Annotated in this window: 19 protein-coding genes; 9 read left to right on the top strand and 10 right to left on the bottom strand. The window is 62.1% G+C overall.

Going from position 1 to position 18,463, the window contains the following annotated elements; genetic code table 11:
- The first annotated feature begins 18 nt into the window (after positions 1–18).
- Positions 19–1,311 (top strand): MFS transporter, encoded by a 1,293-nt coding sequence (locus V1273_RS25350; RefSeq protein ID WP_334368971.1) that lies wholly within the window; start codon positions 19–21, stop codon positions 1,309–1,311.
- On the opposite strand, the gene V1273_RS25345 is transcribed toward V1273_RS25350, so the two are convergent.
- The 4 genes from V1273_RS25345 to V1273_RS25330 form a co-directional block, all read right to left on the bottom strand.
- Positions 1,280–2,509, bottom strand: coding sequence for an MFS transporter (locus V1273_RS25345; RefSeq protein ID WP_334363976.1), 1,230 nt, complete (start codon positions 2,507–2,509; stop codon positions 1,280–1,282). The two genes, V1273_RS25350 and V1273_RS25345, sit on opposite strands and share 32 nt — an antisense overlap.
- A 120-nt stretch (positions 2,510–2,629) precedes the next feature.
- Complete coding sequence (locus tag V1273_RS25340; protein ID WP_334363975.1) at positions 2,630–3,121, bottom strand: cupin domain-containing protein; 492 nt, start codon at positions 3,119–3,121, stop codon at positions 2,630–2,632.
- 242 nt (positions 3,122–3,363) lie between these two features.
- On the bottom strand, positions 3,364–4,725 hold the full coding sequence (locus V1273_RS25335) for a dihydrolipoyl dehydrogenase family protein (protein WP_334411259.1): 1,362 nt from the start codon (positions 4,723–4,725) through the stop codon (positions 3,364–3,366).
- A 90-nt stretch (positions 4,726–4,815) separates the two neighbouring features.
- Positions 4,816–5,307, bottom strand: a complete 492-nt coding sequence (locus tag V1273_RS25330) for a DUF302 domain-containing protein (protein ID WP_334411258.1) — start codon at positions 5,305–5,307, stop codon at positions 4,816–4,818.
- Positions 5,308–5,546: 239 nt separating this feature from the next.
- Between V1273_RS25330 and V1273_RS25325 the strand changes: the two genes are divergently transcribed.
- Together V1273_RS25325 and V1273_RS25320 are read left to right on the top strand one after the other, a co-directional pair.
- Positions 5,547–5,831, top strand: coding sequence for a hypothetical protein (locus tag V1273_RS25325; protein ID WP_334381222.1), 285 nt, complete (start codon positions 5,547–5,549; stop codon positions 5,829–5,831).
- An 80-nt stretch (positions 5,832–5,911) separates the two neighbouring features.
- Positions 5,912–6,628: a peroxiredoxin-like family protein gene (locus tag V1273_RS25320; RefSeq protein WP_334381223.1), complete on the top strand. Its 717-nt coding sequence runs from the start codon at positions 5,912–5,914 to the stop codon at positions 6,626–6,628.
- A gap of 33 nt (positions 6,629–6,661) precedes the next feature.
- Here the strand turns inward: V1273_RS25320 and V1273_RS25315 are convergent, their stop codons facing one another.
- The 5 genes from V1273_RS25315 to V1273_RS25295 form a co-directional block, all read right to left on the bottom strand.
- Positions 6,662–7,180: a hypothetical protein gene (locus V1273_RS25315; RefSeq protein WP_334381224.1), complete on the bottom strand. Its 519-nt coding sequence runs from the start codon at positions 7,178–7,180 to the stop codon at positions 6,662–6,664.
- 80 nt (positions 7,181–7,260) lie between these two features.
- Positions 7,261–7,830, bottom strand: a complete 570-nt coding sequence (locus V1273_RS25310; protein WP_334363970.1) for a NuoB/complex I 20 kDa subunit family protein — start codon at positions 7,828–7,830, stop codon at positions 7,261–7,263.
- A 30-nt stretch (positions 7,831–7,860) separates the two neighbouring features.
- On the bottom strand, positions 7,861–8,187 hold the full coding sequence (locus V1273_RS25305) for an antibiotic biosynthesis monooxygenase family protein (protein ID WP_334363969.1): 327 nt from the start codon (positions 8,185–8,187) through the stop codon (positions 7,861–7,863).
- Positions 8,188–8,700: 513 nt separating this feature from the next.
- Positions 8,701–8,886: a hypothetical protein gene (locus V1273_RS25300; protein ID WP_028347356.1), complete on the bottom strand. Its 186-nt coding sequence runs from the start codon at positions 8,884–8,886 to the stop codon at positions 8,701–8,703.
- Positions 8,887–9,004: 118 nt separating this feature from the next.
- Positions 9,005–9,907 carry a LysR family transcriptional regulator gene (locus tag V1273_RS25295; protein WP_334411257.1) on the bottom strand — a complete coding sequence of 301 codons (903 nt, stop codon included), beginning with the start codon at positions 9,905–9,907 and terminating at the stop codon, positions 9,005–9,007.
- Between the two features lie 188 nt (positions 9,908–10,095).
- On the opposite strand from V1273_RS25295, the gene V1273_RS25290 reads away from it, so the two are divergent.
- A complete protein-coding gene (locus V1273_RS25290) occupies positions 10,096–10,920 on the top strand; it encodes a 3-hydroxybutyrate dehydrogenase (protein ID WP_334411256.1) in 825 nt (274 codons plus the stop codon).
- A 28-nt stretch (positions 10,921–10,948) separates the two neighbouring features.
- Positions 10,949–12,112 carry a patatin-like phospholipase family protein gene (locus V1273_RS25285; protein ID WP_334411255.1) on the top strand — a complete coding sequence of 388 codons (1,164 nt, stop codon included), beginning with the start codon at positions 10,949–10,951 and terminating at the stop codon, positions 12,110–12,112.
- Between the two features lie 6 nt (positions 12,113–12,118).
- On the opposite strand, the gene glgA is transcribed toward V1273_RS25285, so the two are convergent.
- On the bottom strand, positions 12,119–13,546 hold the full coding sequence (gene glgA / locus V1273_RS25280) for a glycogen synthase GlgA (protein WP_334411254.1): 1,428 nt from the start codon (positions 13,544–13,546) through the stop codon (positions 12,119–12,121).
- 199 nt (positions 13,547–13,745) lie between these two features.
- Here glgA and V1273_RS25275 point away from each other — a divergent pair, with 199 nt between their 5' ends.
- From V1273_RS25275 to V1273_RS25260, 4 genes are all read left to right on the top strand, one after another.
- The gene (locus V1273_RS25275) at positions 13,746–14,951 is read left to right on the top strand and encodes a CaiB/BaiF CoA transferase family protein (RefSeq protein WP_334411252.1); all 1,206 of its coding nucleotides are present in this window, start codon (positions 13,746–13,748) and stop codon (positions 14,949–14,951) included.
- Between the two features lie 150 nt (positions 14,952–15,101).
- The gene (locus V1273_RS25270; protein WP_334411249.1) at positions 15,102–16,643 is read left to right on the top strand and encodes an ABC transporter substrate-binding protein; all 1,542 of its coding nucleotides are present in this window, start codon (positions 15,102–15,104) and stop codon (positions 16,641–16,643) included.
- A gap of 7 nt (positions 16,644–16,650) precedes the next feature.
- Positions 16,651–17,601 carry an ABC transporter permease gene (locus tag V1273_RS25265; protein ID WP_334381230.1) on the top strand — a complete coding sequence of 317 codons (951 nt, stop codon included), beginning with the start codon at positions 16,651–16,653 and terminating at the stop codon, positions 17,599–17,601.
- Positions 17,588–18,460: an ABC transporter permease gene (locus V1273_RS25260; RefSeq protein ID WP_334381231.1), complete on the top strand. Its 873-nt coding sequence runs from the start codon at positions 17,588–17,590 to the stop codon at positions 18,458–18,460. The genes V1273_RS25265 and V1273_RS25260 overlap by 14 nt, the downstream gene beginning before the upstream one ends.
- Positions 18,461–18,463: the final 3 nt, after the last annotated feature.

Raw genomic sequence — 18,463 nt, 5'->3', positions numbered from 1 at the left:
TCCCAGTCGCTCGATCCGATGAACGACGATCGCCATCGGCGATCCGCCGGCGAGGGTAATGTTGTGCCGGCGCCGCCCGCGCCCACCAAGCGGCCCAAACCGTCGCGCGAGAGCCAGCGCGGCCTCGACTGGTTCATCTTCTTTCTCGCCGACGTGCAGACCGGATTCGGTCCGTTTATCGCGGTTTACCTCACCACGCAGAAATGGACGCAGGTTGAGATTGGCTTCGTGCTGTCGATCGGCGGGATCATCGGCCTGCTCGGGCAGATGCCGGGCGGAGCCGTTGTCGATGCCGCCCGTTCCGAGCGGCTGGTGGCGGGGCTCGCTGTCGCCACCATCGGCTGCGCCGCGCTGGCCTACGCCTTATGGCCGATCTTCCCGGTCGTGACTGCGGCCGCCATCTTGCATGCGCTTGCGAGCTGCGTGCTGGGTCCGGCAATCGCCGCGATCAGCCTCGGCCTGGTCGGGCCGTTTGCGATCGGGGAGCGGCTCGGGCGCAATGCCCGTTTCGCGTCCCTGGGTAATGGTTCAGCGGCGGCACTGATGGGCGCATCCGGCTATCTGTTGTCAAGCCAGTCGGTCTTCTTCGTCACCTTCTTTCTTACAATCCCGACCCTGTTGGCGCTTGCCCGGATTCGTGGCCAGGAAATCAACGTGGCGCAGGCGCACGGTGCCTTGAGCGAGGACGGCGATGATGCCAAGGCCGCCGACAAGGAGGCGACCAGTGTGCTTCATCTCCTTCGGCAGCGCCCGCTGCTGATCTTCGCCGGCGGAGTGTTGCTGTTTCAACTCGCCAATGCCGCCATGCTGCCGCTGATGGCCGGCGTGGTCACGACGCGATCGGCTCAATGGGCGCCGGTGCTGATTGCGGCCTGCATCATCGTGCCTCAAGCGATCGTCGCGTTGACCTCACCCTCGGTCGGGCGCAAGGCTCAAGCGTGGGGGAGGCGACCGCTGCTGCTCTTGGCGTTCGCTGCGCTGGCGATCCGTGGTTTGCTGTTTGCGGTGGTTCGCGATCCCTATGTTCTGGTCCTGGTGCAAGTGTTCGACGGCATTACCGCGGCCGTGCTCAGCGTGATGGTGCCGCTGATCGTGGCCGATGTCGCCTACGGCAGCGGCCACTTCAACCTGGCGCAGGGGATCGTCGGAACCGCGACCGGCATTGGTGCTTCGCTGAGCACGGTATTGGCGGGCTATATCAGCGATATCTTCGGCAGCAGCGTCGCGTTCATCGGGCTGGCAGGGATCGCAGCCCTTGGCTTGACGGTGATCTGGGCGTTCATGCCGGAGACCCGGCGGACCGAGGTTTAAGCGTGAGGCCCACGGTCAATAGCGCCGCGATGGCCAGCGACGCGCCGACGCCGGCGATGCAGGCACTCCATCCGAAGCGGTCGAACAACTGGCCCAGCACGGCGCTGCCGACGAGACCACCGAGGAAATAGCAGGCAAGATAGGTTCCGCTGGCAATGCCGCGGTGGTCGCTGGCGGCCTGGCCGACGAAGCCGGTGGCGCAGGCCTGCGCAAAGAACGTGCCGACGCCGACCAGTACCATGCCGGCCAATACTTGCGGCAGGTGGGAAGACAGCATCAAAGGCAATCCACTGGCTGCCACCGCCAGCGCTCCCCAGATCGCTTGCCGCGTACCAAACCGGGCGACAGCCCTGCCGGCAAACAGCGTCGTGACCACGGAAGGCGCGAAGACGAAATACACAAGGCCGAGGTCCATCCGTCCGAGCGAGAGCGGCGCACGGACCAGCACAAAATTGACAAAGGTGAAGGTGCCGATAAAGGCAAACAGGATGCAGAAGCCGATAGCGAAAGCCGAACGCAGCGCCGGGTTACACCAATGCTCGATTGTTGCCGCGAGCGGCGATCGTGCTGCGTGCACCGCGTGCATCGGCTTGACCCGATGGATGGTGAAATAAACCAGCACCGCACCGGCGAGATTGAGCAGCGCGAAGAAATAGAAATTCGAGGCCAGCCCGAGCGTGTCGACCACCGCTGCCGACACCAGCCGGCCGATCAGATTGCTTGCGACGTTGCCGGTGATATAGGCCGCGAACGCGCCGCCCGCATCCATCGAACTGCATTGCTCGCCGAGATGGGCCAACGTCAACGCGAATGCCGAGGCCATGCAAAGGCCCTGGGCGATGCGAAGCGCCGTAAACGTCGTGAGATCAGGCGCGATCGCCAGCAACGTGGTGGGGACTGCGAGCACGACCAGGCTGACGAGAATGCCGAGCCGGCGATCGATATGCGGGCTCAGGAAGCCGACAACGAGGCCGGCAACGGCCATGCCGATGGTGCTGGCATTGACTGCAATACCCATGGCGGCCGGTGTTACATTGTAGTGCCGAGTCAGCGAGGGAAGGATCGCCTGCGTCGCGAACAGATCCACCACGGTCAGAAACGCCGTGAGGCCAATGATCAGGGATCGCAGGGCTACGCCCGGTGAGTGACCATGCATTTCCATCGCTTGGGATTTCATCGGCGCGGACATGCCGGTCATGGCGCTTCTCAATGTCTTATCGAGAAAGAAGGATGTGACGCCTGGGCGTGTGGGGCGACACGGGGACCCCAGGCCGTCACATCCGGCAACGAGACGTCGGGTAGCGCTCGTTACAGCTCCTTACATATTGTGGTCGTGCGGATCCTTGCGGACGTCGCCGACATAGAGAATGACGGTCTCCTTGCCGAGATTCTTCCACCAGTGCGAGGTGCCGGCGACTTCCGGCCTGATCTCGCCGGCCTTGTGCACGATCGGCTCCGAGCAGTTGCTGGCGTATTCGACGATCTCGCCCTGCTGGATGTAGATCAGCGCAGGCCGGTCGTCATGGCTGTGCCAGGGCACGATACCGCCGGGCTCGATGGTCAGCTTGCGGAAGCGCAGCTCGCGATCCCTGATGTTGGCCGGCTGCTTTTCGAGGTTGATCGAGCCGAGCGTGACGTCGGTGACGCCGACCGGCTTGTGGTCGACCATCGGGCGGACATTTGCCTGCATCTTCCCGGCCGGGCATTCGCCGGCCACGGCGCTCGAGGCGGTCGCAACCGAACCTGCGATCATTCCGGCGAGCGCGAGACTCTGCCAGACTATGCGCGACGTGACGTTGGACTTGGACATGTCGTGGTCTCCTCTGGTTTTTGCCTTGGCCCCGGATGGTCCGGCCGGCTACGTCACCACCATCGTGGAAATGGCGCACGAGAGGAAATGCCGGTTGGCTTTTGACTCGATAGCTCCCTGCTATGCGGCTGGAGCCTTTTCAAGCGAAAGCCTGCCCCGGACTTGATCCGGGGTGGACACCGGTTCGCGTCACGAAGATGCGTCAAAGCAAGAGCCTGGTTCTGACTCAAACGAAAAGGGCTCTAGCCGTGGCCGAGCATGTGTCTGATGTCGGAGGAGAAGGTCGGATAGGCGTAGACGTTTTCCCGGATCTGGCTCGCGGTAATGCCGAACCGCATTGCCAATCCGAAGATGTTCACCAGTTCCTGCCCCGAGTGCCCGACGAAATGAGCACCAAGGATGCGGTCCGTGGCCTGATCGACGATTACTTTCGACCACGCCACCGTTTCGGCATAGGTTTTCGCGGAGAACCAGTAGAGCATGTCGTTGACGTGGACGTCGATCGCAAGACCGTTCTGCCTGGCGGCGGCTTCCGTCAGGCCAACCGAGGCGAGTGGCGGCACCGTGTAGACCGATGTCGCCATGCTCGCGTAGTCCGGGCTGTATTTGGCGCCTTCGACGATGTTTCGGCCGACGATGTCGCCCTCATAGGTCGCGATCGGCGACAGTTGCGGCGAGGTCGGAACCGCGTCACCGCAGACAAATACGTTGGGATTGGAGGTCGATCGCAAATGGCGGTCGATCGCGACGCGGCCATTGGCTTGCTCGACCTGGCCCGCGGCAAGATCCAGCGTATCGACATTGGCGACGCGTCCGGCGCCGTTGACGACACGGTCGGCCTCGGCTGTGTGCTCGGCGCCGTTATGGCTGAAGACGACGCGCAGGCGGTCCTTCGCCCTTTCAATTTGCTTGACGCTCACTGCAGTTCTGATGCGAATGCCGATGCGCTCGCTCTCGGCCTGCAAGCGCGCGACGGCGTCGGCGTCCATGGCAGGCAATAGCTGCGGCAGCGCTTCGAGAATAGTGACCGCAGCACCGGCGCGCGCATAGATGTGGCCAAACTCGAGCGAGATGACGCCGCCACCGATGAAGATCACGGAAACCGGCAGTTCGCGCTCGCTCAGCATTTCGTCCGAGGTGATCATGAGTTCGGCTCCCGGAATAGGCAGCGGCCGCGGCTTCGATCCCGTCGCAATCACGATATGCCTGGCCTCGAGTGTCCGGCTTCCGACGCGGATTGTATTGGAGCCTGTGAACGCGCCGTGGCCCTTGATGACCTCGACATTGCGCTTGGCCATTGCGCGGGCGAGATTGGCAGGGATGTCCTTGATCATGTCCTTCTCGCGGTCGATCAGCGCGGCCCAGTCGAGTTTCGGCTTGCCGACAGCTATGTGATGGATGGGTGCGCGTTCGATTTCGTGCAGCGCGTGACCGGCGGCGACCAGCACCTTCTTCGGCGTGCAGCCGCGGTTCGGGCAGGTGCCGCCGAGAAGATCGGCCTCGATCATCGCGACCGACATTCCCGCGCGCCGGACCGGTCCGGTGACACCGATGCCGGCATTGCCGCCGCCGAGAATGACAACGTCAAATTTCTCCGGTGTCATCGGACGAACTCCTCTGTTGGCAACGCCGGATGCGATGAGGCCGCGCCGGCGGCGCAGCCTGATGAGCTTACGGCAAGCGGGGCGACACGGTTACTTGGTTGTGATGGTCGAAATGATCGAGCCCACTACCTTGGTCGCCATCTCGAACTGCGCCACACGGTCCCTGATATTGTGACGCCTGGCGATCCATCCGAAATCGGTCCAGACTGCCCAGACGTCGCCATTGTCGTCCTGCGTCAGCAATAGCCGGACCGGCCAGTCAAGCCCGGCGTTCGGATTCGAGGTGATGAACTGCGTCCCGAGCGGCGGATTACCGAACACCAATAGCGTCGAGGGACGCAGCTTGATGCCGGCGTCGGCCGCGAGTTTCGACTGGTCGATCTCGCTGAAGAATTGGATGCCCTTGGCTGCGATATCCGCCTTGATGCGGCTGATCGCCTCCGGCATCGGCACCGTGCTCTTGACGCGAACGATACCATCGTCGCTGTCCGCCCGTGCTGCCGAGACGACGGAAAGCACGAGCACCGCCAGCACCAGTGTGGCAAGGAAATTTGCAAAGCGGTTCGTCAGATGGCGTGTCATGGAAAACCTCCTGTCGGTGGCGCACCCTCCGCATGCCTTCGAGGACAGGATGAACGTTCGGCGGGCCGATATGAAATGCGCATCCGCTCTCAAGTCGATAGCGGCGGACTATCGGTGCCCCTCAATAGGCCATGGCTATCGAACCGATTGTGCAACGGCATTTCAAATCAAGGGAAGTCCATCCTCTGATGGGCCAGCGTCCGATTGGCGGGCGCGATGTCAATCTTGAGGAATTTCCCATGACCACCCTTTCCAAGACCCTGATTGCCGCCGCGGCCTTTGCTGCCGTCGCAACGACCGCCTTCTCGCAGGTTCCCTGGGAATTCAATCCGGGCATGGCCTACATGTATGCCGGTCCGGGGAAGATGTCGGCGATGGCCATGGCGGCGACGCCCAAGAATCACGACGCAATGATGAAGAACGCCAAGAAGGTGCCGAACAACACCGTGTTCTTCATGGACAAGGGCCAGCTCTATTCGACCTCGGGCATGCTCGACCCGACCGGCAATTTCTACTTGCCCTGAAGCGGGAGCGCTGCAGCGTTCGGGCCGCCCTTGCGGGGCGGCCCGAGTCGGAAAATAATACGGATATGCCGGAGCAAGCCATGACGACGCTATCGCCAGCGAACGCCGAACGCCTCAAGGAGGCGTTCCAGCAATGCCGCGACATGGAGGGTACCTTGCGCGAGCAGCTCGAGGCCTACGCCGAGGCTGGGCGGGAGATCTTTCCGGCCTATGGCGAAGCGGTCGACCGGCTGGTGGCGCGGCTCAATGCGAACGGCGGCGGCGAAAACGCACCGAGGCCGGGCGAGGTGATGCCGCCGTTCCTGTTGCCGGACGAGACCGGCCGGCTGGTCAGCCTGAATTCGCTCCTCGATCAGGGGCCCGTCGCCGTGATGTTCTACCGCGGCCATTGGTGTCCTTACTGCCGGCTGAACGTGAGGGCGGTGATCCAGGCCCAGGACCGGATCAGGGCATTGGGCGCGCAGACAGTTGCGATCATGCCGGAGACGCAGACCTATGCCGAGAAATTCAAATCCGAAGCCGCAGCGCCGTTCCCGGTGCTGACCGATCTCGACAACGGCTACGCGCTGTCGCTCAACCTCGCGATCTGGCTCGGCACCGAAATCCAGCGGCTGCTTTCGTATCAGGATATGGCGAGTTTTCAGGGCAATGACGGCTGGGTGCTGCCGATCCCGGCTACCTTCGTGGTTGGCCGCGATGGATTGGTAAAAGCCCGCTTCGTCGATCCCGATTTCCGCAAGCGCATGGAGATCGACGACCTGATCGCCGCGTTGAGGAGTGCAGGCGAGGAGCGATAGCCCGAGCCCATCCTGGCCGTCTTCGCATTGCGCCTAGCGGGAGGAGCTTTTTTTGCGCTTCGTCGCCTGAGCCTTGCGTATATTGCGGGTCCGCGCGCGCCGCATGGCCGGCGTCGGCTTGGAGCGTTCGGGTACGTTGGGCCGATCCGTCGCCTTGAAGCGGTCGCCGGAAAGATGGCGGGGCGGTGCGCCGAGCGTTTTCAGAATCTTTCGCGCATCCGCGGTATCCGGCACCAGACGGGCGCCGACGCGATGGGCATGCTCCTTGCTGATCAGCCATTTCTGAGTATCCCAGGAACCGCTGACGCGCTTACCGGCGACTCGTTCGATCCCGCCTTTCTTTCCGATATCCTGGGTCCGGAACGTCTTGAATTCGCGCCGCGGCCGCACTTCGATATGGAAGAAACCACCGCTGCTGCGGGCTCCGGGCTTGGCGCGGCGGCGCCCCTCGGGCTGAGCCCTCGCATGGGCTTGCGCCGACATGCCGCGCCATGCTGTGCGCGCCTTGCGAATGTTCTTCTTCGCTGCGGCCTTTTGCTTTGCCGTTGCCATCGTGAACTCCTCACTGTTGGTTCCGACATATTGTCAACACGAGGATTCTGGCAAGGTTCCCGTTTTCCGGGCGATCGATGTCAACGTTCAATGGTGCCCGAACGCCGAATCTTCTTCTGCAATAGCATCACGCCGTACAGCAGCGCTTCGGCGGTCGGCGGGCAGCCCGGAACATAGATGTCGACAGGAATGATGCGGTCGCAGCCGCGCACGACCGAGTACGAATAGTGATAATAGCCGCCGCCGTTGGCGCACGAACCCATCGAAATCACATATCGCGGCTCCGGCATCTGATCGTAGACCTTGCGCAGCGCGGGGGCCATCTTGTTGCACACTGTACCGGAGACGATCATTACATCGGCCTGCCGTGGACTGGCACGCGGTGCAAATCCGAACCGTTCGGCGTCGTAGCGGGGCATCGCCATCTGCATCATTTCGATTGCGCAGCAAGCGAGGCCGAATGTCATCCACATCAACGAACCGCCGCGGGCCCACGTGATCAAGTCATCGGCCGCGGTAACGAAGAAGCCCTTGTCGCTGAGTTCATTGTTCAATCCAGCAAAAAAGTACTCGTCACGCATGGGAGCGCCGGTCCCCGGGTCCAAGATTCCCGTTCCGGAGGGCGTGATCAATGGTCGGGAGTCCGACATCGGGCTGCTCCCACGGGTTGTTTGCGAGGCTTACGCTTTTCCGTCCATGACTACAGAAACTTCATACAGATGTGGATCGATCTCGCTGGTGATTTCGTCGAGGTGGCCCCACTGCCTGCGAAACTCCGGCGATTGATGGGCCGATCGCAGCAGATCGCTGTTCTGCCATTGCACGTAGTTGACGATGCGGCGCCCATCCAGACTGCGATGCAGGCTGATCGATATGAAGCCCGGCTGGCGCGCCATGAAGCGGGCGCGCTCGGTCATGACCGACAACGCCTCCGCCTGCTTCTCGGGCTCCGACTCGACGATCGTGATCTGGGTAACGGGTTGTTTATCGGCGTGGATCTGCGGCATGGCTGATCTCCCTTGATCGAGACCGAATTCAGCGCAGCTTCGTGGTGCCGCGCCTGGCGCAGGTCCCCCAGCGTGGCTGGCCCAGGCCGGTATCCGCGAGCTCGACGACGCCGGCGAGCAGTCCAGTCATGGCGACCTCGCCTCAGCTACAGAAATTCCGGGAAGGGGAAGCGGTTCCGAGAGTTGCCTGAGGGCGTGCAGCTCGCGCGAACAGGATCGCTGCCGCACAAGGCCGGTGGCCGGCCGACCGGATGCAAAGCGCAGGTAGTGGAACCGGTGGAGAAACTTCGGGGAAGAGAAATCTCCGGGAAAGAAAAATCTCGAAGAAACCCGGAACGTGATCGCGCGTCGAAGGTTATGTTCCTAAGGAGCAAGTAATCTTCTTCATAGAAGATGAAATGCTCCGACGGCCCCGTCATTTTACGATTTCAAATGGCGGGGTCGCTCTTTGTCGAGCAGACATTCACCCTAGCTGCAGGCATGCGCCGCGGTTCCACCGGGCGGAGCACTGCATCAGCGGGGTGGTTGCATGCCTGGGGAAGTCAGCCAATTTCTGATCTCGACTGCCTTCCTCATTTGCAACGCCTTGCGTTTGGCGGCTTCCTTATCATCGCCGGGCGGCAGCTTATCCGCTGTCTCCTGTAAATCCTCGGCGATCTGCTCCCAATCTTTGCGGTTCGGGCGCGGATGAGATTTCATCGGTCCCTCCAACTCCCAGCCAGATCCCTAATATGGGGCGGCCGTCCTGGATTTTAAGGGGATCCGTACCCAGCGGAAATGCGACGGAAAGCGAGGGGAACCGATCCAGCCGGAGCCCTCAAGGAGTTCCATTCCTGTCGATGATTTGCTGCCAGTTGGTGCTGCGCAGCATCCGCATCACGGCGGATGCCACCGCAGTCCGTTCACGTCCGGCCACGCCGTAAAGATTTACCGTTCGCCGCGCATCCAGCCCTTCGATGCTGGCGCGCTTCAGCGTCGGCGGGATCGACGCTGTATCGGGCACCACGGCGACGCCGATATCGGCCTCCAACAGCTCGATCAGATCGCGCTCGGATGCGATCTCGTGGCTGCGATCGACGTCGAGGCCGTGTTCGCGAAGCGAAGAGTTCACCCGCGCCGCATGCTCGCAGTAGTTCCGCGATAGCAATTGTTCGGCGCGAAGATCGCCGAAGTCGAGTTTATCGCGCTCTGCCAGCGGATGCTTCCGGTTGATGACGAGCTGAAAGTTTTCGGTAAACAGCGGCCAGGTATCGAGCCGGTCCCACTCTTCGCTGATTTCGGCGGCAATGCCGAGTTCGGCTTCGCCCTTCTTGAGATATTCAGCGACTTCGCGGGCGTTGCCGCGCAAGAAACGAAACTCCAGACGATTGAACATCCGCTTGATCTGGTCGAGATGCGGAATCAACAGCGACAGATCGACCGAATGGGTCAGCGCGATCCGGAGCGCGCCGACTTCACCGCTCTTGAAGGATGAGGCAAGTTCGCGCGCGCCGGTCGCCGCCTCATAGCATTGCTTGAGCAGCGGATGCATGCGCTGGCCGAGCTCGGTCAATTGCGCTGCCGGACGCTCGCGGCGAAACAGATCGCCGCCGAGTTCGGCTTCGAGCTGCTTGATCGCCCGCGTCAGCGACGGCTGCGTGACGTTGCATTCGTCGGCGGCGCGCGTGAAGTTGAGCACGCGCGCGACCGCAAGGAAGTAGCGAACCTGATGCATCTCCATGATCGTGCCTCGGTCTGTCGTGCAGGAAAGCTACCCGATGGCGCCCCCCGATGACTACCCAAACCGCCATAGCGCGGGCGTATGGTTTTGGAAGCCAAAGGGCATTTCCTTGAAGCCGTGCCAAGCGTGCAGACTGCGGCGGAAATGGTTTCGTTACGACGTTGACCAGCCACACGAAAGGGCGGCCCATGAATATTCAGCTCAAGACACAGGGTGCTTCGGCCTTGCGGTCACTGACAGGCAAGGTCTCGCTGGTCACGGGCTCGACCAGCGGTATCGGGCTCGGGATCGCCCGGGCGTTGGCGGAAGCCGGCTCGGCCGTGGTGCTGAACGGTTTCGGCCCCGCGGCTGAGATTGCCAAGACCCGCGATCAGCTTACCGCTGATTTCGGCGTCGAAGTCAGCTATTCCGCGGCCGATATGACGAGCCGGGAAGCAATCGCCGAGATGATCGCGGGCACGATCGCCAGTCACGGCCGGCTCGATATTCTGGTCAACAATGCCGGCATTCAACACGTCGCGCCGCTCGATCAGTTTCCGGTTGAGAAGTGGGATGCGATCCTGTCTATCAATCTGTCATCGGCATTTCACACCATGCGGCTCGCATTGCCCGCGATGCGCCAGAACAGGTTCGGCCGCATCATCAACATCGCCTCGGCGCACGGCCTGGTCGCTTCGCCTTTCAAGGCGGCCTATGTTGCCGCCAAGCACGGCATCGTCGGCCTGACCAAGGTGGCGGCGCTGGAGACCGCGGAAGAGGGCATCACCTGCAACGCGATCTGCCCGGGTTACGTCTACACGCCGCTGGTCGAGGCGCAGATCGACGGCCAGGCCAGGGCGCACGGTATTTCCCGCGAGCAGGTCATCCACGACGTGTTGCTGGCGCAGCAACCGAACAAGCGTTTTGCCACTGTCGAAGAGCTCGGCGCGCTGACGGTGTTTCTTGCCAGCGACGCGGCGGCGTCGATCACCGGCATCGCGCTGCCGGTCGACGGCGGCTGGACCGCGCACTAGCGCGACAAACAATCCGAGGGAGCGTGACATGAAGGACGTTCAGGATTTCGGTTCTTCGCCGAACTTGCGATCGCTGGCCAGGTCCGAGTCGGGTCAGATCGTCCTGGTGCTGCAGGGCGGCGGCGCACTTGGCTCTTATCAGGCCGGCGTCTATCAAGCGCTGCATGAGGCCGGAATCGAACCGGACTGGATCATCGGCACCTCAATCGGCGCGATCAATGCCGGCCTGATCGCCGGCAACGCGCCGCAGAACCGATTGTCGCGCCTTCGCGAGTTCTGGAAGAAGATGGAACAGAGTCCGGTCTGGACCTTTCGCGACATCTTTCCAGGTTTCAACGAAAAGCTCTCCTACTGGTCGACCGTGACCAACGGCATTCCCGGCTTCTTTCGGCCAAACCCGTTGGCCCATGCCGGCGATTCCTATCCGCTCGGCGCCGACAATGCCGGCTACTACTCGACCGCGCCGCTGGAGCGAACCTTGAGCGACCTGGTCGATTTCAAGCTGGTCAATCAATGCTCGCCACGCCTGACGGTCGGCGCCGCCCATGTCCGCACCAGCCAGATGCGCTATTTCGACAGCCGGGACTGCGAGCTTGGCATCAGGCACATCATGGCGTCGGGCGCGCTGCCGCCGGCATTCCCGGCGATCCGCATCGACGGCGAGCTTTACTGGGATGGTGGCATCTTATCGAATACGCCGACGGAGGCTGTCTTCGACGATAATCCGCGCAAGAATTCGCTGATCTTCGCCGTGCATCTTTGGAATCCGTCCGGCGCCGAGCCGACCACGATGGCGGAGGTGCTGAACCGGCACAAGGACGTGCAGTATTCAAGCCGGATCGCCAGCCACATCGCCCGCCAGCAGCAGGCGCATCGCCTGCGCCACGTCATCAACCAGCTCGCCGCGCGCCTGCCTGAGGCCGAGCGCAACAGCGAGGCGGTGAGGGAACTCGCGGGCTATGGCTGCCCGACCCGGATGCATGTGGTGCGGCTGCTCGCTCCGCAGCTCAGCCGGGAGGACCACACCAAGGACATCGATTTCAGCCCATCCGGCATCATGCAGCGCTGGGACGCCGGTTACCGCCATACCAAAGCGGTGCTCGAGAAGCAGCCCTGGCTCGGCGAGTTCGATCCGCTATCCGGCGTCATCCTCCATGAGCAGACGGAGGCGATGCCGGAAGCGGCGGAGTAGATCGAGTTACGCGGCGATCGAAGGCGCGACCGTCTTGTGGTAGAGCGCGTTGTAGCAGGCGGCCGAAAGGTCCCAGCTAAACGATCGTGCCATTGCGTTGCGTCGCATCGTGTCGAGCCGGTCCTTGGCGCGGAAGGCTTCGAACGCCCGCCGCACGCCGCCGAGAAACGACTCCGGCGACGGCTTCGCAAACAGGAATCCGGTTTCGCCGTCCTTGATGGTCTCCGCCAGCCCGCCGGTCTGATGACCGATCGGCAGCGATCCGAACCGCTGCGCATACATCTGGCTCAGCCCGCACGGCTCGAACCGTGACGGCATCAGCGTGAAATCGCTGCCGGCAAACATCCGCCGCGCCTGTCCATCGTTGAAGCCGATGACGACACCGATCGCGTCCGGCCGGCGCAGATGTGCCTCGACCAGCGCCTTCTCGATGTGGGGTTCGCCGCTGCCGGTCACGACGATCTGGCCGCCGGCATCGATGATTTTGTCGGCGGCTGACAATACGAGGTCGACGCCCTTCTGGTGGACGAGGCGGGCGACAAGCGCAAAAATCGGCCCGCGTGACACCGCCAGGCCAAACTGCTTGCGGACATAGTTCGCGTTGGCCTGCTTGCCCTCCCAATCGCCGGCGCCAAAGGTCTGCGCCAATTGTGCGCAAGCGCGCGGATCCCAGCTTTCGTCGATGCCGTTCAGGATGCCGGTCAGTTGGTTGGCGTCCGAGCGGCGCTTCAGCAGGCCTTCGAGCCCGCAGCCGAGCTCGCGCGTCGTGATCTCCTTTGCGTAGGTCGCGCTGACGGTGGTCAGATGCGAGGCATAGACGAGACCGCCTTTGAGGAACGACACGTGGTCGTAGAATTCGAGCCCGTCGATGTGGAAGGAGCTTTCGGGCGCCCCGATGCGGCGCAGCGAGTCCGCTGGAAACAGTCCCTGATAGGCGAGGTTGTGGATGGTCAGGATCGAAGGAACTTTTGCATCCTTCCAGGCCAGGTAGGCCGGCGTCAATGCAGCCTGCCAGTCATTGGCGTGCACCAGATCCGCTGCCCAATTCTTGTCCACCTTGCCCAAGGCAAGTTCGGCGGCAGCGGATGCAAACCGCCCAAAGCGAATGTCGTTGTCGGGCCAGTCGCGGCCGGATTCATCGCCGTAGGGGTTGCCGGGCCGGTCATACAATTGCGGGCAGAGCAGGACGTAGACCGGCAGGCCGTCCTTGGTCGCTGCCCGCCCGACCGAGCAGGCCGGCATCTCCGCCAGCGCGTCACATTGTCCAACAATATCAACGTGGGAGAGCTGCTCGACGACGTCCCGGTAACCGGGCAGCATGACCCTGACGTCGCTTCGTCGGCGAAGCGCCCGGGGCAGGGCGGCGGACACGGCGGCAAGCCCGCCTACCCTGACGAAATCATCCATTTCCGTAGTGATGAATAAGACTCTCAAAGGAATGCCCTCTACCCGCCTCTGATGAGAGGAAATGCAAGAAAGGGTCCAGTTTACTCTAAGGGTCCAGTCTACTGTCGATAATGCCGGGCCCTAGCTATCGGTTCCTAATGCGAAAGGCTTTCCTGCCGCGGCGGCGCCCATTAGGGTCACGCCGCGCCAACAACAAGTGCCGTTAGGCCCAAGGAGCTACACGAGAATGACGATAGCCGGTAACGAGCAGAGGAATGTGACAGGCAGCTTCGCAGGCCTGCGCGTCCTCGATTTCTCAACCACGATTGCCGGGCCTCACTGCACGCGCATGCTAGCCGATATGGGCGCCGAGGTCATCAAGATTGAAACCGAGGATGGCGAGACGATGCGGACTCGTCCGCCGGTGCGGAATAATTGTTCGACCGCCTTCGGTCAGCTCAACGTCGGCAAGAACAGCCTGGTGCTCGATCTGAAATCGCCCAGGGGCGTCGAGGCCGTTCGCCGATTGGTCGCGACCGCTGACGTGCTGGTGGAGAATTTTCGCCCCGGCGTGATGCGGCGATTGAAGCTCGATTATGCCTCGCTGCACGGCCTCAACCCGAAACTGGTCTATTGCTCGATCTCCGGATACGGCCAGACCGGGCCGTCGGCGGAGCTGCCGGCCTATGCGCCGGTGATTCACGCGGCATCAGGCTATGAGATGGCGCATCTGGCCTACCAGCCGGGACGAAGCCGGCCGGACTATTGCGGCATCTATCACGCCGACGTGCTCACCGGAGTCTACGCATTCGGCGCGGTCTCGGCGGCGCTGTATCAGCGCACGGCAACCGGGCAGGGCCAGCATATCGACGTCTCGATGCTGGAATCCATGCTGAGCCTGACGTTGAACGAACTGCAATGGTCGCAATTCGAGGTGAAGCCGACGCAACGGCCGATGTTCGGCCCGATCGAGACGACCGACGGCTATGTGATGATGGCGATCGCTAGCGAGAAAACCTTCCAGAGCCTGATGCAGGTGATCGGTCATCCGGAGTGGGTGAGCGATCCGCGCTTTGCGAAATATTCCGACCGCCGGGAAAACTGGACGAGCCTGATAGAAGGCGTGGAGGCATGGTCGCGCACGGTGACGACCGACCAGTGCCTTGCTGCGCTCAATGAGTACGGCGTGCCTTCGTCGGCCTATCGCACGGTCGCCGAGGCGCTCCGCGATCCGCAGATCTCCCATCGCGGTGCGTTGGCGGAGGTCGAGGACGGTGGCGGCACCTTCAAGGTCCTCAATCTGCCGTTCCGCATGTCGGGCGCCAACGTGTCGGCGGCGAAGCGCATGTCGACGCTCGGCGAGCACACGCGTGCCTACTTGAAAGAGACCGGTCTGTCGGAGGATGAAATCGCATCCTTCGCCGGAAAGGCGCAGGTGTCTGCGAACGTCTGACGGCGCGCGTCGCGACGCAAGGGTGTCGATGCTGCGGCTTTTCATCCGCGGCTTGCAAACGCCCTTGCCCGCGACGGCGTTTCCGGACAATCTCCGATAGACATCGACGATCCGGAATACCGGACGAACGGCATATCGGAGGGAACATCCATGAAAGCGGCGATCCGTTCGAGCGCGCTCGCGCGAATATTTCTTGTGGCGGGATTTGCTGTGGCGTTGTCAGCAATGCCTGCCAGCGCGCAGAAAAAGGGCGGAAGCATTACCTTCGGCCTCGAGCTTGATATCCCCGGTTTCGATCCCCTGAAAGTCGGCGTATTCGATACCTCGGCCGGAGCTGCAGCAGCGGCGATTTTCGACACGCTAACGACTCTGGACGATAAGGGCGCTGTGCAACCGAAACTCGCGCTGTCCTGGACTCCTTCCGAGGACTTCAAGACCTGGACCTTCAAGCTGCGACCTGGCGTTAAATTCCACGACGGCACACCCTTCAACGCCCAAGCGGTTAAGGAAAATTTCGATCGGCAGAAAGACCCTGCCAACAAGTGCCGCTGTGCCTTTTACATCGCCTACGTCAACAACGTGCAGGCGCCCGATGAGCTGACGCTGGTCTATAATCTGAACGACCCACAGGTGAACATGCCGGCACTTGTGAGCTTTGCCAGCGTCAACAATTCGGTGCAATCGCCAACCGCGTGGAAGACCAAGGGCGATGACTACAACCGCAATCCCGTCGGCACCGGTCCTTATATCCTGAAGTCATGGAGCGCGGGCGACCGCATGGTGCTTGAGAAAAATCCGGACTACTGGAACAAGGGCCGCCCCTATCTCGACCGCATCGTCCTCAAGCCGCTGCCGGACGCGCAGTCACGCTTTGCCAGCCTGCAATCCGGCGAAGCTGATATCATCTGGGACGACGAATACGATGCCGACAACATCATGAAGGCGCAGAAGGATCCGAAGCTTACCGTGCACACCTATGTCGGCTCCGGCGCGCAGGTCTACGCCTTCAACACCAAGGTCGCACCGTTCGACGACGTGCGCGTGCGCCAGGCGCTGGTGATGGCACTCGACCGCAAGAAGATGTCGCAGGCGATCACCAATGGCCTCGCAAAACCTGCCAGCAACCCCTACGGCGACGGCTCCTGGGTGAAATGCAAAGAGGATGGTGCACTTCCCGAAGACCTTGAGAAGGCCAAGGCGCTGATCAAGGAGTATGGCAAGCCCGTCGATTTCAAGATGCTCGTTACGGCGACGCCACGGGGGCGAACCGTTGGCCAGGTGTTGCAACAGTTCTGGAAGCGGGCTGGCGCGAACATGGAGATAGAACAGGTCGATCAGGCCACCATCCCGCCGCGTGCGTTCATGCGCCAGTTTCAACTGACTCCTTGGCGAATCATCGATCTCGCCGATCCTGACATCCAGATGTATGCCAATTTCCGCACCGGCAGCCCGGTTGCGCTTGCCAACTATTCGAATCCAGAACTCGACAAACTGCTCGAGCGCGCACGCACCACGGCCGATACGAACAAGCGCATCGAGGACTATTGCGCTATCAGCCGTATCATCAACAAAGAAGCGATCTGGTTCTGGACCTTCCAGAACACCTATTACGCGCTGTCGAGCGCCAAGCTTAAGGGCTTGCCAAAAATGTACAGCGGAGTGATCGACGTATCTAACACCTGGCTGGAATAATCTTTCCATGCTGCTCTTTGTGGCGCGCAGGCTTCTGTACCTAATACCGGTCCTGATCGCTGTATCGCTGTTGACGTTCTTGATTGCCTCGTTGCTGCCGGGGGATCTCGCCTATACGATCCTCGGCGATCAGGCGACGCCGGAGAATGTTGCGGCGCTTCGCAAGGACATGGGACTCGATCAGCCGATCTGGATACGTTACTTCGGCTGGCTCGGTAACATCCTGCAGGGCGATTTCGGGCGGTCGTTCCGCACCGGGCAAACCGTGTTGCAGGCCGTCGCCGAACGATTGCCTGTGTCGCTCGAACTGATGATCCTGGCCGAGATCATGGGCCTCGTCATCGGCGTTCCCCTGGCGATCGTGTGCGCCGCCCGCAGCGGCAGCGCGTTCGACCGCTTCATGACCGGCAGCGCCTTTGCCATGCTTTCGGTGCCGGCTTTCCTCTCCGCGATCCTGCTGATCTATCTGTTTGCGGTGGAGCTGCGTTGGCTGCCTGCGACGGGCTACGTGCCGTTTGCCGAAGACCCGGCCGCAAACCTACGCTTCATGGTGCTGCCCGCGCTGACGCTGGCGCTCGCCGAATGGCCCGGCATCATGCGCGTGCTGCGGTCCGACATGATCGCAACCCTGCAGGAAGACTATATCGCGCTGGCGAAGGCCAAGGGCTTGAAGGCCTCGCGCATCCTGTTTGTGCATGCGTTGAAACCTTCGTCGCTTACGCTGGTTACGATCACCGGCATCAATATCGGGCGGCTGATCGGCGGCGCCGTCATCGTCGAGACGATCTTCGCGCTTCCGGGAATTGGCCGGCTGCTGGTCGGCGCCATCTATACCCGCGACCTCATCATCCTGCAGGGCGTGGTGCTGATGGTCGCTGCCGGCTTCGTCATCGTGAACTTCATCGTCGATCTGCTCTACGCCGTTCTCGATCCCAGGATTCGCCATGGCCACGCTTGAACTCACGATCGACGAAGGCGCGGCTGCGCAACCGGCAAAGCGGGGACGCCGGCTGGGAGCGCTGTTCTGGATCGCAATCGGCTGGGTGGTCTTTATGTTCGCGGTCGCGATCCTTGCGCCCGTGCTGCCGCTGCCGAGCCCAACCGACATGGACATGCTGGAGCGGCGTGCGCCAATCTCTGCTGAGCATTGGTTGGGGACCGACGGCCTTGGCCGCGACGAGCTATCAAGATTGATTTACGGGGCGCGGATTTCGCTGGTGGTCGGGATATGCGCGTCGGTGATTGGGCTCATCATCGGCGGCGCACTGGGCATGCTCGCAGGCTACTTCCGTGGACGGTTCGAAACGATGGTGGTCGGCAGCATGGATGTGCTGCTGGCGTTTCCGCCTTTGATCCTGGCGCTGGCCGTGACCGCCTTTCTCGGGCAATCGATCTTCTATCTGACCTGCATTCTCGGTGTGCTCAGCGTTCCCGCCTTTATGCGCGTGGCGCGGGCGGCGACTCTCACGCTGGCGCGGCGCGAATTCGTGATCGCGGCCCAGGCGTTGGGGGCAACACATGCGCGCATCCTGCTGCGCGAACTCTTGCCCAATGTCATGTTGCCGCTGTTGGCTTTCTTCCTGCTCGGCGTTGCAGTCCTCATCGTGGTCGAAGGCGCCTTGTCTTTCCTCGGGCTGGGCGTGCCACCGCCGATCTCGAGCTGGGGCAGTATGATCGGGGAGGGGCGCGAGAGCCTCGAAGTCGCGCCACGGCTCGCCTTCTTTCCGGCGATTGCGATGTTCCTGACCGTATTGTCATTCAATCTCATCGGCGACGCGCTGCGTGCGCTTACCGATCCACGGCAGGGCGCGCTGTGACGG

It is taken from the genome of Bradyrhizobium sp. AZCC 1721 (assembly GCF_036924715.1).
Lineage (GTDB): Bacteria > Pseudomonadota > Alphaproteobacteria > Rhizobiales > Xanthobacteraceae > Bradyrhizobium.
The sequence above is the reverse complement of the archived record's forward strand: the minus strand, read 5'-3'. Positions and strand labels throughout refer to the sequence as shown.